Genomic DNA, 17,524 nt, shown 5'->3' with positions numbered 1-17,524 from the left:
TCATGCGCGGCAAGGGGGACTAACAGTATATGCCTTATGCTGCAATAGATTTGTTTTGCGGTGTTGGAGGATTGACTAAAGGGCTAGAACAAGCCGGGATTAATGTCGTTGCAGGAATTGATTTTGAGCCTAGCTGTCAATACGCATATGAAGAAAATAATAACTCTGTATTTATTCAAAAAGATATTACAGATGTTACGCCGTCTGAACTTCAAGCGCTCTATCCTGCAAATGTCGACATACGCATATTAGCAGGATGTGCTCCGTGCCAACCTTTTTCAAAATATACACAAAGATATAGAAAAGACGGCTATAAAGACGAAAAGTGGCGGCTCCTATACTCCTTTGGTAAATTGGCTAAGGAAGTTTGCCCTGCCATAGTTGCCATGGAAAATGTGCCGGAGCTTGAGAAAACTCACGTCTTTAAAGATTTTATAGATAAACTTGAAGATTGCGGATACCACATATTTCATAAAACGGTATACTGCCCGGACTACGGGGTTCCACAAAGCCGAAAACGGCTGGTTTTATTAGCGTCTTTGTTAGGCGATATATCACTAATCCCTCCCACCCATACCCCGGAAACATATGTTACTGTGCGGGATGCCATTGGAGATCTTCCGCCATTGATTGCCGGTTCGGCAGATCCTAACGATCTATTACACTCTGCCACAGCTCTTTCAGATAAAAACCTTAAGCGCATACGGCAATCGGTTCCGGGAGGAACATGGCGCGACTGGGATAAGGAACTTCAGTTAGTGTGTCACAAAAAAAGTACAGGGAAAACTTATCCATCTGTATATGGACGAATGTTATGGGATGCTCCTTCGCCAACAATAACAACTCAATTTTATGGTTATGGTAATGGGCGCTTCGGACATCCAGAACAAGATCGTGCTTTGTCATTACGCGAAGGTGCAATATTACAGTCTTTTCCGCGGGATTACAAATTTCTTAGATCAACGGATATTTTAAATAAGCATAAGTTAGGGGTACAAATTGGGAATGCTGTTCCTGTAAGGTTGGGAGAAGTCATCGGAATCAGTATCATAGAACATATTCGGAGGTATACTGATGGCAAAGAAAAAAATAACGATTGAACAAATCACTATGGCTGAAACGCAGCTTCAAACAATGCAACGCCAAGTAGATTATGACACAAAAGATTATACCGTTGAGCTACTGCTTTCTAAATTTGAGCGTGGAGACTTTTTCATCCCGGATTATCAGAGGCAATATGTTTGGAAGGCAAATAACCGCTCCTTGTTTATTGAATCTGTTTTGCTAGGACTTCCTATACCATTTATGTTCTTTGCGGGATGTGATGATGGACGACTCGAAATCATTGACGGTGCCCAAAGAATGCAAACACTAAACGAATTTGTAAACGGGAAAATGCGGCTATCGCGATTGCCAAAGTTAAATCTACTTGACGGTTTTTCTTTTTCTGATTTATCCACTGCGACACAGCGTAAATTTTTAAATCGCACATTCAGAGTAGTGGTCTTAGACGAGAAAACTACACCCGATATTCGCCAAGATTTGTTTAATCGAATCAATACCTCTGGTGTAAAAGCTTCCGACTCGGAAGTTCGGAGAGGTTCGTATCCTGGACCGTTGACTGACTTTGTGGAAGAATGTTGTAGAAATGAACTGTTCGTGACTCTATGTCCGGTATCTAAAAGCAAGGCCGTTCGTCAAGAGCGGTTTGAGTTGGTTCTTCGATTCTTTGCCTATTTGTATAATTATAAAAAGTTTGAACATGAAGTGAGTCAATTCCTGAATCAATTCTTATCTGAAAATCTTCACACTTTTGATGAAGAACAATATAGGTCTGATTTTGAGGGTATGCTTTCTTTTGTCCATGATAATTTTGAGTTTGGCTTTGCAAAAAGCAAAAATGCAACAACTACTCCGCGCGTTCGTTTTGAAGCTATTTCGGTTGGCGTAGCGCTAGCCCTTAAGGAGAGGCCGGACTTACATATTGATAATGTCGATTGGCTCAATTCGGAGGAGTTCAAGGAACTAACGACATCGGATGCTAGCAATAACGAAGGTAAGCTTGCGGCCCGTGTGGAGTATGTGCGCGACAAATTGCTGGGGCGAAACTAATGATTACGACACATGAAGTATTTGGTGACCGGAAAAACGAAATAGAGTTTTACTATTCTGTTATGGTAGACATAGATGACGAAACTAAGAACGCTCTTAACACAATTGATAACCAGCGCTTTTTTAGAATCATGAAATCCAATTTCCTTCTGATGCTGTATAATCTTGTTGAGGCGACATTTACAACAGGTATGTTAGAAATATATGAACAACTTGAACGTGAAAATTGTTCGTATGGAGCCGTCATTGATGAAATTCAGAATATTTGGAGAGACTACAAAATAAAAGAAATATATAAGCCAGAATCGGGATTAACTACATACACAAACCGAGTTCGAAATATAGTGCTTGATATAACGCAAAACACCCCACTGGCATTAACAAAGGGTATGCTTGGAGTAAACGGTAATCTAAATGCCAAGCAAATCAAGGATATATGTGATCGCCATAGGATTCGTTATCAAGTTACAGATGATCGTCAAGTTTTGGAAAAGGTAAAGAAAAAGCGCAACTCTCTGGCACACGGTGACGAAAGCTTTAGCCATTGCGCTAGAGATCTGACCCTAACAGATTTAGAAACCATTAAAGACACCGTCATTCAGTTTATACAAGAAATTTTAACCGGTATGGAGAAGTATTGCGACGAAAAGCAGTTTCTACGTCATGCCTAATCTTTCATGGCAACACCATGGCAACAAAAAATCAGATAGCCCAAACTATCTGGATAATGAAAACAATAGAAACACTCTGAGCTAAATCCCATAAGCAAATCCGTTTAGAATATCCCTGACAGGAGCGAATGGGAGTAACTTTATGGGCCCGAAAAGCCCGTAATTACTGGGTTTTGAGGGGTTAAGACCCTCTGCGGCAACGATTTGGCAACACTTTTTCATTATTCATAAAAAGAGAGCTAACTGATTTTGATTCGTCAGTTAGCTCTCTTTTTGCTATCTTAAAGCCTGCCAATATAATCTTCTAGGTTTTCGCTTTGCGGGTGATTCTGCATAAAGTCATCAATGATATCCTTGCTGCGGCTGAAAATCAAAGTCAACGAACTATCCCACAGGACGATCTCAATCTTTGCCAACGGGTGCTGCATTGTCAACGGTGTTTTCCAGAAACCTTTGTAACCGTCCGCATAAGGAAGGCTGTATTCCAGTATTTCGGATAAAGCAATTGTCTTATCAAAGCCACATAAGACTGCCCAAATCCACTGAAAATCCTCTGCATAAACGAGACTAGTAAGATCTTCGCCGCTGATCCAGCAGTATTGTTTGCTCAACATAGCATCCGTTTTCGGATTATTGGGGTAACAAACGCAGTCAGTTATTAGCCAGTTGTACTCTGTTTGCCTATTGCCAATAGAATCAAACACCTTTTTAAGGTCGGTATAATATGGCTCGCCTTTTTCATTGATGGCACCATAAACCATTCTATTTTCCCCTTTATTTTAGTCTTTGGCACAGTGCGGCGTATCCGTCGGCATATTGCTAAGTGCTTGTGGCGGAACTCTTTTAAAATGCTGAGATTTATCAAACTCCGGGCAGTGGCAGCACCGCTTGTCATAGTCCTCTTTATCGCTCTCGCCAGCTTCCGGCATGGCGGCAACCTGCTGTCGGGAGCAGAGCATCTCGTGCAGCCGGGCGGCGGCCTTACTCTTGGGAGGCCAACCTTCAGGCAGAGGATTCAGATCAAGTAAAAAATCCATACCCCGCCCGCAGGTTACACAGACTGTACCCGGAAAGGGTTGCTCCCGGATACAGTCCATATGCTCCCCCGTTCCACGAGCGGCAGCGCGCCGGTATGGAGTCCGCCGCAGTGCCAGGCAGGTAGAGGTAAAACTCGTTTCCTCCGTCCAGTCCATACGGAATAGAGGCGACATAACGGGTCCCATCCTCCATCCATTCTTCTTCCACAGGGTGCCCGGTCGTAATCTCAAGATTTGTAAGCGTGAGCTCATATCTATGGTCGCCCATGGGAGTGAACATTGAAAAGGCGCCCCGGAATCGACACAGGTAGACTGTATTGGAACCCATATCGCTGTCGCTATACTCTCCGGAAAAGGTGCCGTCCGGAAGCAGTGTCAAGTCGGTCCTCCAGGCGCCCGCTCCGCTGGAGAAGGAGAATGTGAGTCCCTCTTCCGGAATGGGCAGGGTTGTCTCTTCCGGCGGCAGAAAGCCCCGGGAGTCAAACCCGGCCAACAGGGGCACACCGTAATTCATGTCGGAATGATCAGATGGAAAGATATACCGGCGGCGGATGGGCTGCGGGCCGCCGTGCTCCGTTTCGATCACCTGTCCCGGACTTTCTATCTCCAGGGGCACGAAAAACAGACCGGAATAGACCAACTGCCCCGCCTGATCGTCCCAAAGAAAATAAGCATAGTTCACATTGTGGGGAAAGGTCTCATTTGCCAGCAGGCCCAGATCGGCGGAGCCGTCGCCGTTGATATCCTGCAGGTCGGGAGCGCCCGGTACCTCGTCTGTGTCGGTGTGGCGATAGAATCCTTCGTAAAAGTGCTGCCCATCATCCTGTACCGCTCCGGGCGTGATCGTTTGCAGGAGGGAGGCGCCGTCCCACACTTTTACCTGACGGATCAAAACGGCGTCATCCAAGTCCGGCAAGGGGACTTCCTCAAACTCCAGGGTGAGCGTCCGGCCATCTGACAGGGTGAGGGAATATGTGCTGTAAGAGAAGCCAATATTCAGTTCTTCCTGAGACCCTGCGGCGGAAGTCAGGACCTCTGAAACGGTTCCGTTGGTGTGATTGAAGCGGATGGAAGCTTTGAGATAGAGATCTTTCTCACAATCGGCCCGGGCAACCACAGAGTAGACCGTATCTCCTTCCCCGCTCCATTTCCCCTCCTCCGGGGTAATAGAGGAGATCTGCCATACCGCCGACGCATCGGGGATCGCCCAGGGGTTGTACTCCTTTCGGGTGAATTCCTCCAGCCAGGCCCGGATGCCGTCGTAGACGCCCAAGGGCAGATCCTGCTCCGGAACCGGATAGAAGCTTTCCGTGGTATAGGGAATCCACTGGGGACCCTCCCCGTCGTCGGCGGCAGATTGGGACCGCTGGAACAGGTCTACCCCGCCCGGAGCCATGAGCGCCAGATACTCCCCACACCAGGCGTCATAGTCGCTCCGGAGCTGGGAATCGCCGTCCGTAAGGGAGCCCTGCACCGGCCAGGACCAGAGGAGCTGTCCCCCTTCCAGCCCGACCGCACCGTATTCTCCGTAAAGCGACCCCTGATCCACGTGATTGAAGGTATATAGTATACCAGTCTTCCCATCCTCCTGGAAGAGGATCGCATGGGCAGCTCCTCCTTGACTGGCAGAAATATAGGGGGTATCAGTAAGCGATCCGGTTGCATCATCTATGACACCGATCACGAGGTAAGTATTATATGCATCCTGAAACGTAGCGGCGGCCACGGTATAGCCTCCCTGCCCGTACGCCTGGAGCAGCGTGGGGGACGCCTGGGCCATGGATGGGACGAGTTCCGTTTCGGTGAAAACCATCTGATCGGCCACAGCTCCATACAGCGTCTCCAACTGGCTTCTATCCTGCGCACTGACAGGAGGAGAGAAGCCTCCCTCCGGTGCGCCGCCGTCAAAGAACCACTGCCGCCACAGCGGCGGTTCCAGATCCAGGCACTCCTCTGCAGGCACCAGGGGCTGGAGGTCGGAGACGGCGTACTGGTCATATTGAGTAAAGGAGCCGTCGAACCAGATATAGATGTGTTCCGCGCCGCTGATGGCATCTTCCGCCCCGTCGCCGGCGTCATCCACCCGCGCCGTGAGGTAAAAAACGGGTTGGCCATCCTGCCCCATGTGGAACCCCTCCAGGGCCTGATTTTGGATACAGACCTGGATATCCGGGATCTCTTCCGCCAGAATGGGGTCATACTGCTCCCCCAATGCTCGGAGCAGCCCCTCCTCTGTCTGCCCGACCATCTCCAGCGCCTGATCCAGCGTGACTTGCACCCCTTCTCTCTTGTCGTAGACAAGAGAAGTGATGCGCCCGGTGTTCAGATCGGTGTGATAGGTATCCCGGAAGAAGAGGAGATTGAGATAGCGCTCTGTCTCCGCCGGATAGAGGAGACACCGGTTTTCGCGGCCTGCCAGGCCGGCATCCTCAGCCGTACCTGCCAGCACAGGCTGATAGAACGCCCGCAGTTCAGATAGCGCCTCGTTGATTTCCGTGACGCCTTCGGTGTGCTTCTCCCCTTCCGGCAGTACCAAAACGGGGATTTCGATGTAATTACCGTTTTCATCGTAGTACTGCGTGTCCATCACAAGGGATGGAGCAGGTTCTTGCCTCTGGCAGGAGATCAGAGCAAAGCAGCAAAAGAGTATGGCCAAGACGGCAAGGGGCAGCAGCCACCGCCCCGGGCGCTTGTGCCCGCCGTTGAAGATGTTGCGTATCCGCTCTTTGTTCTCCCGCATGGTGCCCGAAAAACGGGTGGTAAACGGGGACCGCGGCGGCGATGGGACATGTGTGTGCATAAAACCTCCTTTGGCAATCAGCGGGGCTTATGAGACAGGACTCTCTTCCAGGGTATCCACCGGCCCCATCCAGACCAGCTGCCCCCGTGCATTGAAGGAGTAGGCCTGGTCCCCCTCCTCAAAGCGATGTTCGATGATCCGCTGCTCCTCCGTGTCTATGGTGGGATACCCTTCCAGAGAAAAGGCGTAGCGGAACTGCTGGTTTGCCCCATCCCACACATACCAGGCGTGGGGGTCGTAGTGGGTACTGTTGCAGGGAAGCCCCAGATCCTCTGAACCGTCAAAGTTGATGTCCCGGATGTCCACATTATGTAACATGGCCGCGGCGGAAAAACCGGGGAGGTAATTCTCCTCCAGAATGGTGATCTCCCGTTTGGTATCTTCGTCAAACACATATGGCTCAGGCAGCGGGAGGGAGGGTGTTATGGTCTGGAGCAAGGTATCTCCGTCCCAGATCTCCACCAGGTCGTAACAGGGGTTATAATAGTCGCTCTCCTCCAGCTGAGAGACCGGCCCGGACAGCTTGACTGTCAGTTCCCGGCCGTCGGCCAGGGTCAGGGATTCGGTGTCAATAAACCGCGTGTCGGTCTCCCACACAAACTCCGCCCCATCCCAGAACAAGCTGCCATAGCGGGTATGCCATTTGTCAGGATACATGGTGGAGATCCGCAGGGTATCCAGGCCGTCCGGGCGGCTATCCAGAGCGGAATCAAATTGCAGCTGGTCGTCTGGGGCCAGGTCGCCGGAGTCCGCACCTTCCATTGTTCCAAGCCTGGCTTTTTCCGTAAGGACCCCGTTTTCCGCGTCCAATATATAATAGGTAGCTGCACCATTGTTGGTAGCGCGGTGGAGCATGCGCAGCACGATGGACTGCCGTTCCGCAGAGATGAGGTGAGCGGGCAGGATGTTCGGACTCCCTGTGTCGTCACATGTCCATGTCAAAGTCGCTCCTGTGCCCAGAGTGGCCTCTGCCACGGCAAGCGCTCCCTGCGGACTGTCGTAGTCAAAGCAGGTGACGATGAGGGAGTCATCTTCCTCTCCCTCCCCGTCCAGGTTGAGCTTCTCATAGAAAACCGAGTAGGTCCCGAAGGGAAGCACCGTGCTCAAAGGGGTTCCCTCCGGATTTTGCGCATCCGGTGCGGCGAGTACGATGGAACCGCTGCGGGCCTCCTCCAGCAGAAGGGACAACGGAACGGTCTCCTCTTTCTCTGCGGAAGATATGGTCACAGTGGTGTCCTCGGGGTGGAAGGTCAGATTGACCAGACGCCAGGGCTCCCCCTTCAGGCCAAAGTGATTGGCTGCCGCCTCTCCGAGCTCCTGTTTCCGTATGGAACCGTCGGGCCAGCGGCGCCAGACACAGATCGAGCCCACGGAGGCATCGTAGTCCACCAGCTCCATCTGTCCATCGCCATCCAGGTCCAGATGAAACACCGCGCCGGAAGTGTCCGCCAACTCAAAGCTGGTCCCGTCGCCAAGCTGCGCCTGATAGGTATACCAATGGTTTCCATCTTCCGTCACTTCGTGACGCACGGTCCCCTGAAGGCCCAGCAGATTGGAGAAGGGCACGGTTTCCTCCCCCGGTCCCGTCAGGGAGAAGACAGGTTTAGCGTCTGTGGGCTGCGCAGAGAGGGTGGTTCGCTCCCCTTCCTCTGTTCGGCAGGACACCAGAAAGAAACAGCAAAAGAGTGTGATCAGAATAGACAGGGGAAACAGCCATCGGCCAGAACGTTTTTCCCCGCCGGTAACGATATTGCGCAGCCGTTCCCGGTTTTCTCCGGCGCTTCCCAAGAAGCAGGTGGTAAAAGAAGAACGACAGACAGCATGGGATGTGCGCTTCATCGGAGAAGCTCCTTTCTCGTCTTAATTTTGTGAAATGAGCGGCGCAGGGATGGGCGTCATTTTTTCTCGAAGGACTGGGCGCTCAGCGCCTCCAGGGCGTCCAACACGGTGCGGCCATAGATAGCCCGCCCCGCCTGTCCTCTGGTTTGCAGGACTGCGTCATCACAGGCCAGCTCCAGATCATACTCCACCCGGCGGACCATCCACCACATGAAGGGGTTGAACCAGTGGACGGCGTTGGCCAGCAGAGCCAGGGCTTTCCACCACACGTCCCGGCGGCGGTAGTGGGTCAGCTCATGCTCCAAGGTGAGTTCCAATTCCTCCCCATGGGTTTCCCTCTGTGGGAGGAGCAGCACAGGGCGGAAAAGGCCGCACAGCATGGGGGAAGCCAGGCCGGGGCAGGAGAGGAGCGCGGGACGGCGGCGCAGTCCCAGCCGGTCCCCCGTCCGGCGGAAGACCTGTATGATTTCCCGATCTGTGACAGGAGCCGCCCAGCGCTTGAGCCACCGGCAAAAGATCAGATGGGCGGCCACATGGCGTACCAGAAGGACAACCATCCCTGTCACCCAGATGGCCAGCAGCATGGCAGGAACGGAAAACGAGTGTACAGCGGCTGCTGCGGGCGTCTGGGGAACTTGGGAGACTTGGGGGGTGGACTGGTGCTGGGGGGATTGGGCGGAAGTGGTGCCTGTGGGGGACGCGGGATTGCCGGCGGCATGTCCGCCATTATCCTGTGGATCGGGCTGCCTCTCTCCGGTCTCCAGAGTGGGCCGGTTCGATACCGCGTGGTCAGCGGGCAGTTGCAGACGGATCAGCGTGGAGGGCGTTTTGACGGGGTTCGGAAGGGCGAACATCGGGACGGGGAGAATCATCAGAAGGCACAAGATGCTCCAGGCCCGGCAGCGCCAGCGAGCGGCATAGCGGTTCCGGCTCATGCGCCCCGCCCCAATGAGGAGCAGTACCGCCACGCCGCCGCCCAGCGACAGCGTGCCCAGGCGGGCGAGAAAATCAGTCATCGGTCTGCCCTCCCTCCAGCTCTTCCAGAAAGGCTCGCAGCTCATCCAGCTCCCGCCGGTCCAGGCCGTCCCTGGCCAGCGCCGCCATAAAGTTCCGCGGCGTACCGTAGAGCCGCTTGAGCACGGACCGGCTGTCAAAGGACAGGTATTCCTCCCGGGAGACCAAGGGCGTATACAAGTTGCTTTTTCCATCCCGCTGGACCGCTACAAAGCCCTTTTCTACCAACCTGGTCAGGTAGGTATTGATGGTGTTGCGGGACCACTGAAAAGAACTCAACGCGTGATCCAGGGCCGAACGGGGCACATCCCTGCCGAGAGACCAGAGGGCCTTCATCACTTCCAGTTCTGTGTCGGGCAGTCGTTTCATATTGCGCTCCTCCAATTGACGTCAATTGTAGTCATCAAGGTTATACTACATAAGTAGTGGTTTTTCGTCAAGTTACAGAGCGGTAACATCCCTCTTCCCCCGAACATCCGGCAAAGCAATATTTCCTATATCATCCACTCGGAGCATGCAGCGGCGTCAACAGCGCTCGATCTGCGGCCAAGGACATACACTGACATGGAATAGAGAATCCGGCAGGCATTTTGTTTTATGTAAACATAGTACCCTGGTAAATATTCATCCATAGTGCACATTTATTCTATGTCCGCACATCAAGCATACAGACCTCTCCCCTCCTGGAAGTGTGTTTTGCTTGGTAATACAGCTTTTGCCTATGGTATGTTTAAAAGCAAGGATCGCATTTTATACAAAACTATAACGTTTTTTATCTTAACTCGCGACGTTTATGCCAAATTTTATCTCTTGTTTTTTGGACATTTTATCTATTTAAATGTTTCATGTTTCTTATTTTTCGTATTTACGTGCAGAGCATCTATCTTTTACTCTGTTTGGTTTTTGTAAAAATGACGGTTTTTCATTCGTGGTTCCTGTAAAACATAATCAAAATAGACATATGGGGATATTCTTTCCATACCGTAAATGCTATAATGATTTTTGAGCGAATGGTTTGGGTGCCGGATCATTTATTGCGTAAAGAAGGAGGAAAAAATGAAAAGTATAGCGAAAAAAGTATTATCATGTCTGCTCATCATCGCATTATCCTTTTCCATGCTTCCCCTGACGGCCTCTGCAGAAGAGTCCGCCGCTACGGCCTGGACCAAGATATCATTGGAGGACATCTCCGCCGATGATACCGTGGCCGTCACCATGACCAAGGACAACGTCACCTATGTCCTGCCCACGGTCGGGAAGGGCTCACTGTCCCAGCCGCTGGGTGATACCGGCGTAGTCAGCGGCACCACGCTGACCACCCCCGGCGCCAGCTCGGACTATGGCTGGTCCATCGCCTCCGCGGAGGGCGGCTACACCCTCCAGACCGGCGGCGGATACCTCTACATCGATATCTCCGAAAACAAGAACAACTGTGTCCGGATCGGCGATACGGCCGCTGTCTGGACCCTGGCTGACAGCGGGTACCTGTCCGCCCCGGACAGCAACGGCACCACCCGCTATCTGGGGGTCTATACCGGCGCTCCCGACTGGCGGGCCTATGAGAATACCACCGGCAATACCAAAGACCAGACGCTGGGCTTCTGGGTCCTGGACCCCGATGCCACCCCTTCCGAGCTTCCCGACCCCACGGACCCCTCTGAGCCCGAGCCCAGCGAGCCTCCCGTCACATCGGACCCCACCGGTGTGATGGCCGACCTGACCACGGAAATCGGCGACGGTTCCAAGGTCTACATCTACAACTCCAGAAACGCCAAGGTCCTGACCGCCACCGCCAGCGGCAACATGCTGGCTGCCACGGATGGAGTGGTGACAGAGGACCAGCTGGCCGTCACGGAGGATATGGCGGAGTTGGCCGTCTCCGTGGATGCGGACGGCTACTACTCCTTCCAGAATGACGCCGGCGAGTACCTGACCGCCGGGACCGCCTCCAACGTCCTGACCTTTGAGGCCGGTCCCAGCGACTACAGCCTGTGGACTGTGGAGGCGTCCGAAAACGGCAACGGCTTCTTCATCAAAAGCGTAAACGCCGCGGACGACAGCAGCAATCCCTTTGGTCTGGAGTACTACAACGGCAACTTCACCACCTACAAGTTCAACGCCTACAACGGCGCGTTCCTGTTCCAGTTCTATACCACCGGCGCGGGCGGCTTTACCGACGCCCTGGCCGCAGGGGATCAGGTCGTGATCTACAACCCCACCTCCAGCGTGGGCATGTCCAGCCAGCCTCTCAGCGACGACAGCACCCTGGATCTGGCGGGCACCGAACTGATCCTCAGTGCCGACAACAAGCTCTCCGGCTACGGTGAGGAGCACATCTGGACCGTGGATGTCAATGAGGAGGGCAAGTTCAGCTTTGCCGCCCCGGACGGCCGGTACCTCTCCCAGAGCAGCGGCCCCCACGTAGCGCTGGTCAGCGATCCTGTCTTCTGGACCCTCTCCCCGGTGGACGGCAAGACCGATGTGTTCTACGCCAGAGGCAACATGGGCGGTACCCTCCAGTGGGATGCCAACAGCCTCTGCTGGTCCGCCTCCTACAGTTCCAGCGAGGAGAACTGCGGCGTCCAGTTCTACCGGGTCACCGGGACCGCCCAGCCCTCCAATGTGGTAGCGGCCCCCAAGGCGGACGTGAAGTCCGGCGTGGTCTACTCCGGCACCGAGATCTCCTTCACCTGCTCCACCGAGGGCGCCACCATCCTCTACAAGGTCAACGACAGCGCCGAGTGGACCGAGTACACCGGCCCCATCGCCATCACCGAGGACAGCGTCTTTACCGTCAAGGCCACAAAGGCGGACATGGAGGACAGCCGCGAGGTCTCCTTCGAGTACACCATCTACGTGCCCCCTGTGCTGGGTGAGGACCAGGCCCAGCTGGTGACCGACGTCTCCCAGCTGGTCTCCGGCGACCAGATCCTGATCGTCACCAGAGACCTGGACTACGCCCTCGGCACCTCCCAGAAGGCCAATAACCGGGACCAGGCCACTGTCATCAAGGCATACGACAAGCTCAGCTACGATGAGTTTGCCCAGATCATCACCCTGGAGTCCGGAATCGAGGAGAACACCTTCGCTCTGTACGCCACCAACGGCGACAACACCGGCTACCTCTACGCCTCCCCCGACAGCGGAAACCTGCTCCGCACCCAGGCGGAGAAGGACATCAACGCCTCCTTCACCATCACCATTGATGAGGACGGCAGCGCCAACATCACCTCCAAGATCGACAAGAAGGCCAACACCATCCGCTACAACACCATCGGCATCTTCTCCTGCTACGGCGAGGGCTCCCAGAAGCCGGTGTGCATCTACAAGCTGGACGGCCAGGAGCGGCCCGGCCTGCCCGAGGAGAACGACCAGGTGGTCATCTTCAACCAGGCCGCCAAGGGCGTGCTCTCCGGCATGACGGGCGACATCTCCGACGTGTACTCCTGCTCCATCTCCTCCGCCAGCGCCGTGATCAAGGCCGGCCAGGCTGAGTGCGACAACGGCGCGGTCATCTTCACCGTGGAGAAGAGCGGCGACTACTACCGGTTCCACAACGAGTCCTTCGGCTATCTGTGCTCCACCGGCACCGGCAACAACGCCTACTACTCTCAGGAGGCCTCCGAGGACGCCGACTGGGTGGTGAGCGAGTACAACGGCGGGTACAGAATGGGCAGCAGGACCGCTATGTTTGACGGAAACACCCAGTACCTGCAGTACTTCTCCGGCGGTTTCACCACCTGGGGCATGTACGCGGTTACCGACCGCGACGTGTTCACCTACCACTTCTACCCCTGCTCCAGCGACAAGATCACCGACGGCGTGGTGAACGATCCCCAGGCCGTGTTCGGCAATCTGGCGCCCGCTTACGCCGGGCAGAGATACCTGCTCCACTTCACCGTGGACGCCCTCTTCGGCGTGAAGGAGCTGACGGTCTCCCTGGGCGACACCGAGCTGACCTATACGGTCTCCGACGGCCGCTACACCGCCACCATCCCCGCTGAACTGATCACCGGCGAAAACCTGGTGGTCACTGTGACCGGCCTTGACAACAAAGACGTGGCCATCCACTCCACCGTGGAGATCGAGGTCAAGGACGAGCCCGGCATCTCCCAGGTCTCCCCCGCCGCCAACTCCCAGACCAGAGAGGACAAGCGTCCCGAGATCTCCGCCGTGCTCACCAACGTGGGCGAGAACCCCACCGTCACCATGACGGTGAACGACGCGCCTGTGGATGCCGTCCTGGACGGCGGCAAGCTGACCTACAAGCCCGACGCCGACATGGCGGACGGCCGCGTCACCGTCACAGTCACTGTCACCCGCACCGACGGCAAGAGCACCAGCAAGACCTGGAGCTTCACAGTGGGCGAGTCTGACTACCAGCTCTATTTCGGCCAGCTCCACTCCCACAACGGCGAATACTCCGACGGCTCCGGCACCCTCAGCGGCGCGCTGGAGTACATTGCCTCCCTGCCTGAGGAGGCCAACGTGGACTTCGTGGCCTTTACCGACCACTCCAACTACTTCGACAAGTCCGGCGAGGCCAACCCCGAGGAGGCCCTCTACGACCTGAGCAAGGCCACTGCCTACAGTCAGGAGCGCTGGACCACCTACAAGAACACCATCGCCGAGTTCAACGCCAGCCACTCCGACATCATCGCCATCCCCGGCTTTGAGATGACCTGGTCCGGCGGCCCCGGCCACATGAACACCTTTGTAACCGAGGGTATCGTCTCCCGCAACAACACCACCCTGAACAACAAGACCTCCGACGCCGGTTTGCGGGCCTACTACGACCTGCTGTCCCGGCCCGAGGGCGCCGACTCCATCTCCCAGTTCAACCACCCGGGCACCACCTTCGGCAACTTCACCGACTTCAGCTACTGGAGCCCCGAGGCCGACAGCCGCATCTACCTGGTGGAGGTGGGCAACGGCGAGGGCCAGATCGGCAGCAGCGGCTACTATCCCAGCTATGAGCAGTACACCCTGGCGCTGGACAAGGGCTGGCATCTGGCCCCCACCAACAACCAGGACAACCACAAGGGCAAGTGGGGCAACGCCAACGACGCCCGCGACGTGGTCCTGGTGGAGGAGTTCACCGAAGAGGGCATCTACGACGCCATCCGCAACTACCGCGTCTACTCCACCGAGGACAAGAACCTCGAGATCACCTACATGGTCAACGATCTGCCCATGGGCACCATCATCGAGACCGTCCCCGACATGCTGAACTTCGACATCACCGTCATGGACCCCGACGACACGGACTCCATCGCCAAGGTGGAGCTGATCGTCAACTCCGGCAAGGTGGCCTACACCTGGGACGACCCCGATGAGCTGGCCACCGGCATTCTGTCCGCTCAGCTGACCCCCAACTACTCCTACTACTATGTCCGCGTGACCCAGGCCGACGGCGATCTGGCCGTCACCGCGCCTGTGTGGGTGGGCGAGAGCCTGATGCTGGGCATCTCCAGCGTGGGCGCCAGCACCTCCGCTCCCGTCACCGGCGAAAAGGTCGCCATCAACACCCAGCTGTACAACAGCGAGGATTCCGACGCGCTGGTGAAGAGCGTGACCTATACCACCAACGGCTCTCAGGTCCTTTGGGTGGACAACACCACCTACACCCTGCCCGCCGGCGAGACCCTGGACCTGTCCTGGGACTACACGCCTGACGCGGCCAAGCTGACCACCATCACGGTCACCGCAGTGGTGGAGCTGGAGAGCACCGAGTACACCTTCTCCTCTTCCGTGGAGCTGGATGTCCAGGACGCCTCCTCCCTGACCTATATCGGCGTGGACGCCTCCCACAGCAACGAGTATGTGAGCGGCTACAACAAGGACCTCATGGGCAACTTCACCACCCTGGCCAACCAGTCCGCCATCCGTGTGGAGCTGCTGACCTCCTCCGAGGCCCTCATCGCCGCCTGCGGCGATACCAGCAAGTACACCGCCATCCTGCTCAACACCCCCTCCCGCCGCCTGTCCGAGGCAAAGGATTACTCCGAAGCCGAGCTGGCCGCTCTGGTCGCGTTCCATGACGCCGGCGGTACGCTGATTATCACCGGCAGCGGCGACAGCAACGACAAGGCAGAGCCCCACGTGGCCGCCACCCAGAACCGTGTTCTGGAGGCGCTGGGCTCCGCCCTCCGACTGGCTGACGACGGCACCTATGACGACGCCTCCTTCAGCCTGTCCCTCAGCGCTTACGGCGAAAACGCCCTCACCGACGGTCTGACCGACGCGGACCTGTTCAGCTACTACGGCGGCTCCTCCATCTACGCGGTGGACGGCGACGGCGCCGCTGTCTCCGTGCTGCCCGACACCGTCTCCCCCGTGCTCTACGCCAACAGTGTCACCATCTCCAAGGACGCCGACAGCGACGGCTTGGGCGGCGACACCGTCAAGTACCCCTACGCTGAGGGCGACCAGCGCCTGCTGGTCATGGCCATGGAGCAGCAGGCGGACAAGGGCATGATCCTTGTCGCCGGCGCCGCCTTCATGAACGACTTTGACCTGAAGATCCCCGCTGAAAACGCCAACAACGCCTTCTGTGAGAACCTGTTCGAGGTGCTGAACCCCACTGAGATCACCCCCATCTCCCAGGTGAAGAGCCAGAGCGAGCTGGGCTACAGCTACACCGTGGAGGGCGTGGTGACCTCCAACGCCTCCGGCTACGACCATGAGACCGCCTTCTTCGACTGCATCTACGTCCAGGACGAGACCGGCGGCATCAACCTCTTCCCTGTTGACGGCAACTACAAGCTGGGCGATGTGGTCCGCGTCTCCGGCATCACCAGCGCCTATCAGGGCGAGATCCAGTTGAGCGTGAGCTCCATCGAGAAGGTGGGCGAGGTCCAGCCCGTGGCTCCCACCGCTGTCACCGCCGCCCAGATCAACGACCGCTCCGTGGAGGGCATGCTGGTCACCATCAAGGGCACTGTCGTGAACATCACCACGGCCAACGACCTGGTGGAGTCCATCTACGTCCAGGACAGCTCCGGCGCAGTGGCCCGCGTGTTCATCGACGGCTACATCACTGCCGGCAAGGCCATTGAGAATCTGTCCACCGGCTGCACCATCGAGGCCACCGGTCTCGCCTCCTATGACGACACCTATGCCGTGGCCTACGACAACTACGCCCGCATCCGCGTGCGCGACCGCGGCGAGATCACCTGCACCGCCAGCAGCTACGAACCCGTCTACTGCTCCCACACCCAGACGGAGATCCGCAACGCCAAGGAGGCCACCTGCACAGAGGACGGCTACACCGGCGACACCTACTGCAAGTTCTGCGGCGCCAGAATCGCCAAGGGCTCGGTCATCCCCGCCACCGGCCACAACTATGTCAACAGCGTCTGCACCGTCTGCGGCGATATGCTGGTCACCGCCTACGCCGACCTTGACACGGGCGCCTGGTACTACGAGCACGTGGCCTATGTGACTGAGGCCGGTCTGATGCAGGGCGTCGGCGGCAGCGCCTTCGCCCCCGATATGACCATGACCCGCGCTCAGATGGTCACCATCCTCTACCGCTATCTGGATGTGGACGAATCCGAGCTGGAAGGCCTGGACAACCCCTTCACCGACCTGAAGGCCGACTGGTACCGCGACGCCGCCGTCTACCTGGCCCACATCGGCGTGGTCAACGGCACGTCCGACACCACCTTCTCCCCCGACGCGGTCATCACCCGTGAGGAGATGATGACCATGCTCTACCGCATGAGCGGCGTCAAGACGGAATCCGACGGTTCCAACCTGGATGCCTTCGCCGACGGCGGCGAAGTGAGCAGCTTCGCTGTGGAGGCAATGGACTGGGCGGTTGAAAACGGTCTGGTCAACGGCCTTGGCGACGGAACCCTGGCGCCTCAGGGCCTGTCTACCAGAGCTCAGGCCGCAAAGGTGATCCACTGCTTTATCCTCTTGGAGGACGCCGAGTAATTCCAAGCGGGTCCAAAGCCACCCTTCCTGAAGCGGGGAGGGTGGCTTTTCCCCCTTGAAGGCGGGGGACAGAGATTTCTCCGGGGAGCGCCTCCCCAAAAGCTTCAGAA

Annotated in this window: 10 protein-coding genes; 4 read left to right on the top strand and 6 right to left on the bottom strand. The window is 56.2% G+C overall.

Translation table 11 applies throughout. From position 1 onward, the window contains the following. The first annotated feature begins 29 nt into the window (after positions 1-29). The 3 genes from WMO64_RS05355 to WMO64_RS05345 are packed head-to-tail and all read left to right on the top strand — an operon-like array spanning position 30 to position 2,783. Positions 30-1,100, top strand: a complete 1,071-nt coding sequence (locus tag WMO64_RS05355) for a DNA cytosine methyltransferase (protein WP_349231260.1) — start codon at positions 30-32, stop codon at positions 1,098-1,100. Then, positions 1,075-2,112 carry a DUF262 domain-containing protein gene (locus tag WMO64_RS05350; RefSeq protein ID WP_349231259.1) on the top strand — a complete coding sequence of 346 codons (1,038 nt, stop codon included), beginning with the start codon at positions 1,075-1,077 and terminating at the stop codon, positions 2,110-2,112. The genes WMO64_RS05355 and WMO64_RS05350 overlap by 26 nt, the downstream gene beginning before the upstream one ends. Further along, the gene (locus tag WMO64_RS05345) at positions 2,112-2,783 is read left to right on the top strand and encodes an MAE_28990/MAE_18760 family HEPN-like nuclease (RefSeq protein WP_204883337.1); all 672 of its coding nucleotides are present in this window, start codon (positions 2,112-2,114) and stop codon (positions 2,781-2,783) included. Before WMO64_RS05350 ends, WMO64_RS05345 begins: the two co-directional genes overlap by 1 nt. 281 nt (positions 2,784-3,064) lie before the next feature. On the opposite strand, the gene WMO64_RS05340 is transcribed toward WMO64_RS05345, so the two are convergent. The 6 genes from WMO64_RS05340 to WMO64_RS05315 all read right to left on the bottom strand — a co-directional run bounded on the left by WMO64_RS05340 (position 3,065) and on the right by WMO64_RS05315 (position 9,842). Beyond that, positions 3,065-3,544: a hypothetical protein gene (locus WMO64_RS05340; RefSeq protein ID WP_349231258.1), complete on the bottom strand. Its 480-nt coding sequence runs from the start codon at positions 3,542-3,544 to the stop codon at positions 3,065-3,067. Between the two features lie 18 nt (positions 3,545-3,562). Beyond that, positions 3,563-3,820, bottom strand: coding sequence for a hypothetical protein (locus tag WMO64_RS05335; protein WP_349231257.1), 258 nt, complete (start codon positions 3,818-3,820; stop codon positions 3,563-3,565). Beyond that, positions 3,804-6,620, bottom strand: coding sequence for a hypothetical protein (locus tag WMO64_RS05330; RefSeq protein WP_349231256.1), 2,817 nt, complete (start codon positions 6,618-6,620; stop codon positions 3,804-3,806). The genes WMO64_RS05335 and WMO64_RS05330 overlap by 17 nt, the downstream gene beginning before the upstream one ends. Positions 6,621-6,647: 27 nt before the next feature. Beyond that, the gene (locus tag WMO64_RS05325) at positions 6,648-8,186 is read right to left on the bottom strand and encodes a hypothetical protein (RefSeq protein WP_349231255.1); all 1,539 of its coding nucleotides are present in this window, start codon (positions 8,184-8,186) and stop codon (positions 6,648-6,650) included. Between the two features lie 329 nt (positions 8,187-8,515). Beyond that, positions 8,516-9,475, bottom strand: coding sequence for a M56 family metallopeptidase (locus tag WMO64_RS05320; protein WP_294517408.1), 960 nt, complete (start codon positions 9,473-9,475; stop codon positions 8,516-8,518). Next, a complete protein-coding gene (locus tag WMO64_RS05315; RefSeq protein ID WP_294517410.1) occupies positions 9,468-9,842 on the bottom strand; it encodes a BlaI/MecI/CopY family transcriptional regulator in 375 nt (124 codons plus the stop codon). The genes WMO64_RS05320 and WMO64_RS05315 overlap by 8 nt, the downstream gene beginning before the upstream one ends. Positions 9,843-10,529: 687 nt before the next feature. Between WMO64_RS05315 and WMO64_RS05310 the strand changes: the two genes are divergently transcribed. After that, positions 10,530-17,414 (top strand): S-layer homology domain-containing protein, encoded by a 6,885-nt coding sequence (locus WMO64_RS05310; protein ID WP_349231254.1) that lies wholly within the window; start codon positions 10,530-10,532, stop codon positions 17,412-17,414. Positions 17,415-17,524 lie beyond the last annotated feature (110 nt).

Origin of the sequence: Pseudoflavonifractor intestinihominis, assembly GCF_040096055.1 — a bacterium.
GTDB classification, from domain to species: Bacteria; Bacillota; Clostridia; order Oscillospirales; family Oscillospiraceae; genus Pseudoflavonifractor; species Pseudoflavonifractor intestinihominis.
This window is presented reverse-complemented; position numbering and strand designations above follow the sequence as displayed.

Coding starts and splice junctions, on each gene's coding strand:
- WMO64_RS05320 (WP_294517408.1), bottom strand. CDS start 9,475: ATGACTGATTTTCTCGCCCGCCTGGGCACGCTGTCGCTGGGCGGCGGC.
- WMO64_RS05310 (WP_349231254.1), top strand. CDS start 10,530: ATGAAAAGTATAGCGAAAAAAGTATTATCATGTCTGCTCATCATCGCA.
- WMO64_RS05355 (WP_349231260.1), top strand. CDS start 30: ATGCCTTATGCTGCAATAGATTTGTTTTGCGGTGTTGGAGGATTGACT.
- WMO64_RS05330 (WP_349231256.1), bottom strand. CDS start 6,620: ATGCACACACATGTCCCATCGCCGCCGCGGTCCCCGTTTACCACCCGT.
- WMO64_RS05315 (WP_294517410.1), bottom strand. CDS start 9,842: ATGAAACGACTGCCCGACACAGAACTGGAAGTGATGAAGGCCCTCTGG.
- WMO64_RS05340 (WP_349231258.1), bottom strand. CDS start 3,544: ATGGTTTATGGTGCCATCAATGAAAAAGGCGAGCCATATTATACCGAC.
- WMO64_RS05350 (WP_349231259.1), top strand. CDS start 1,075: ATGGCAAAGAAAAAAATAACGATTGAACAAATCACTATGGCTGAAACG.
- WMO64_RS05335 (WP_349231257.1), bottom strand. CDS start 3,820: ATGGATTTTTTACTTGATCTGAATCCTCTGCCTGAAGGTTGGCCTCCC.
- WMO64_RS05345 (WP_204883337.1), top strand. CDS start 2,112: ATGATTACGACACATGAAGTATTTGGTGACCGGAAAAACGAAATAGAG.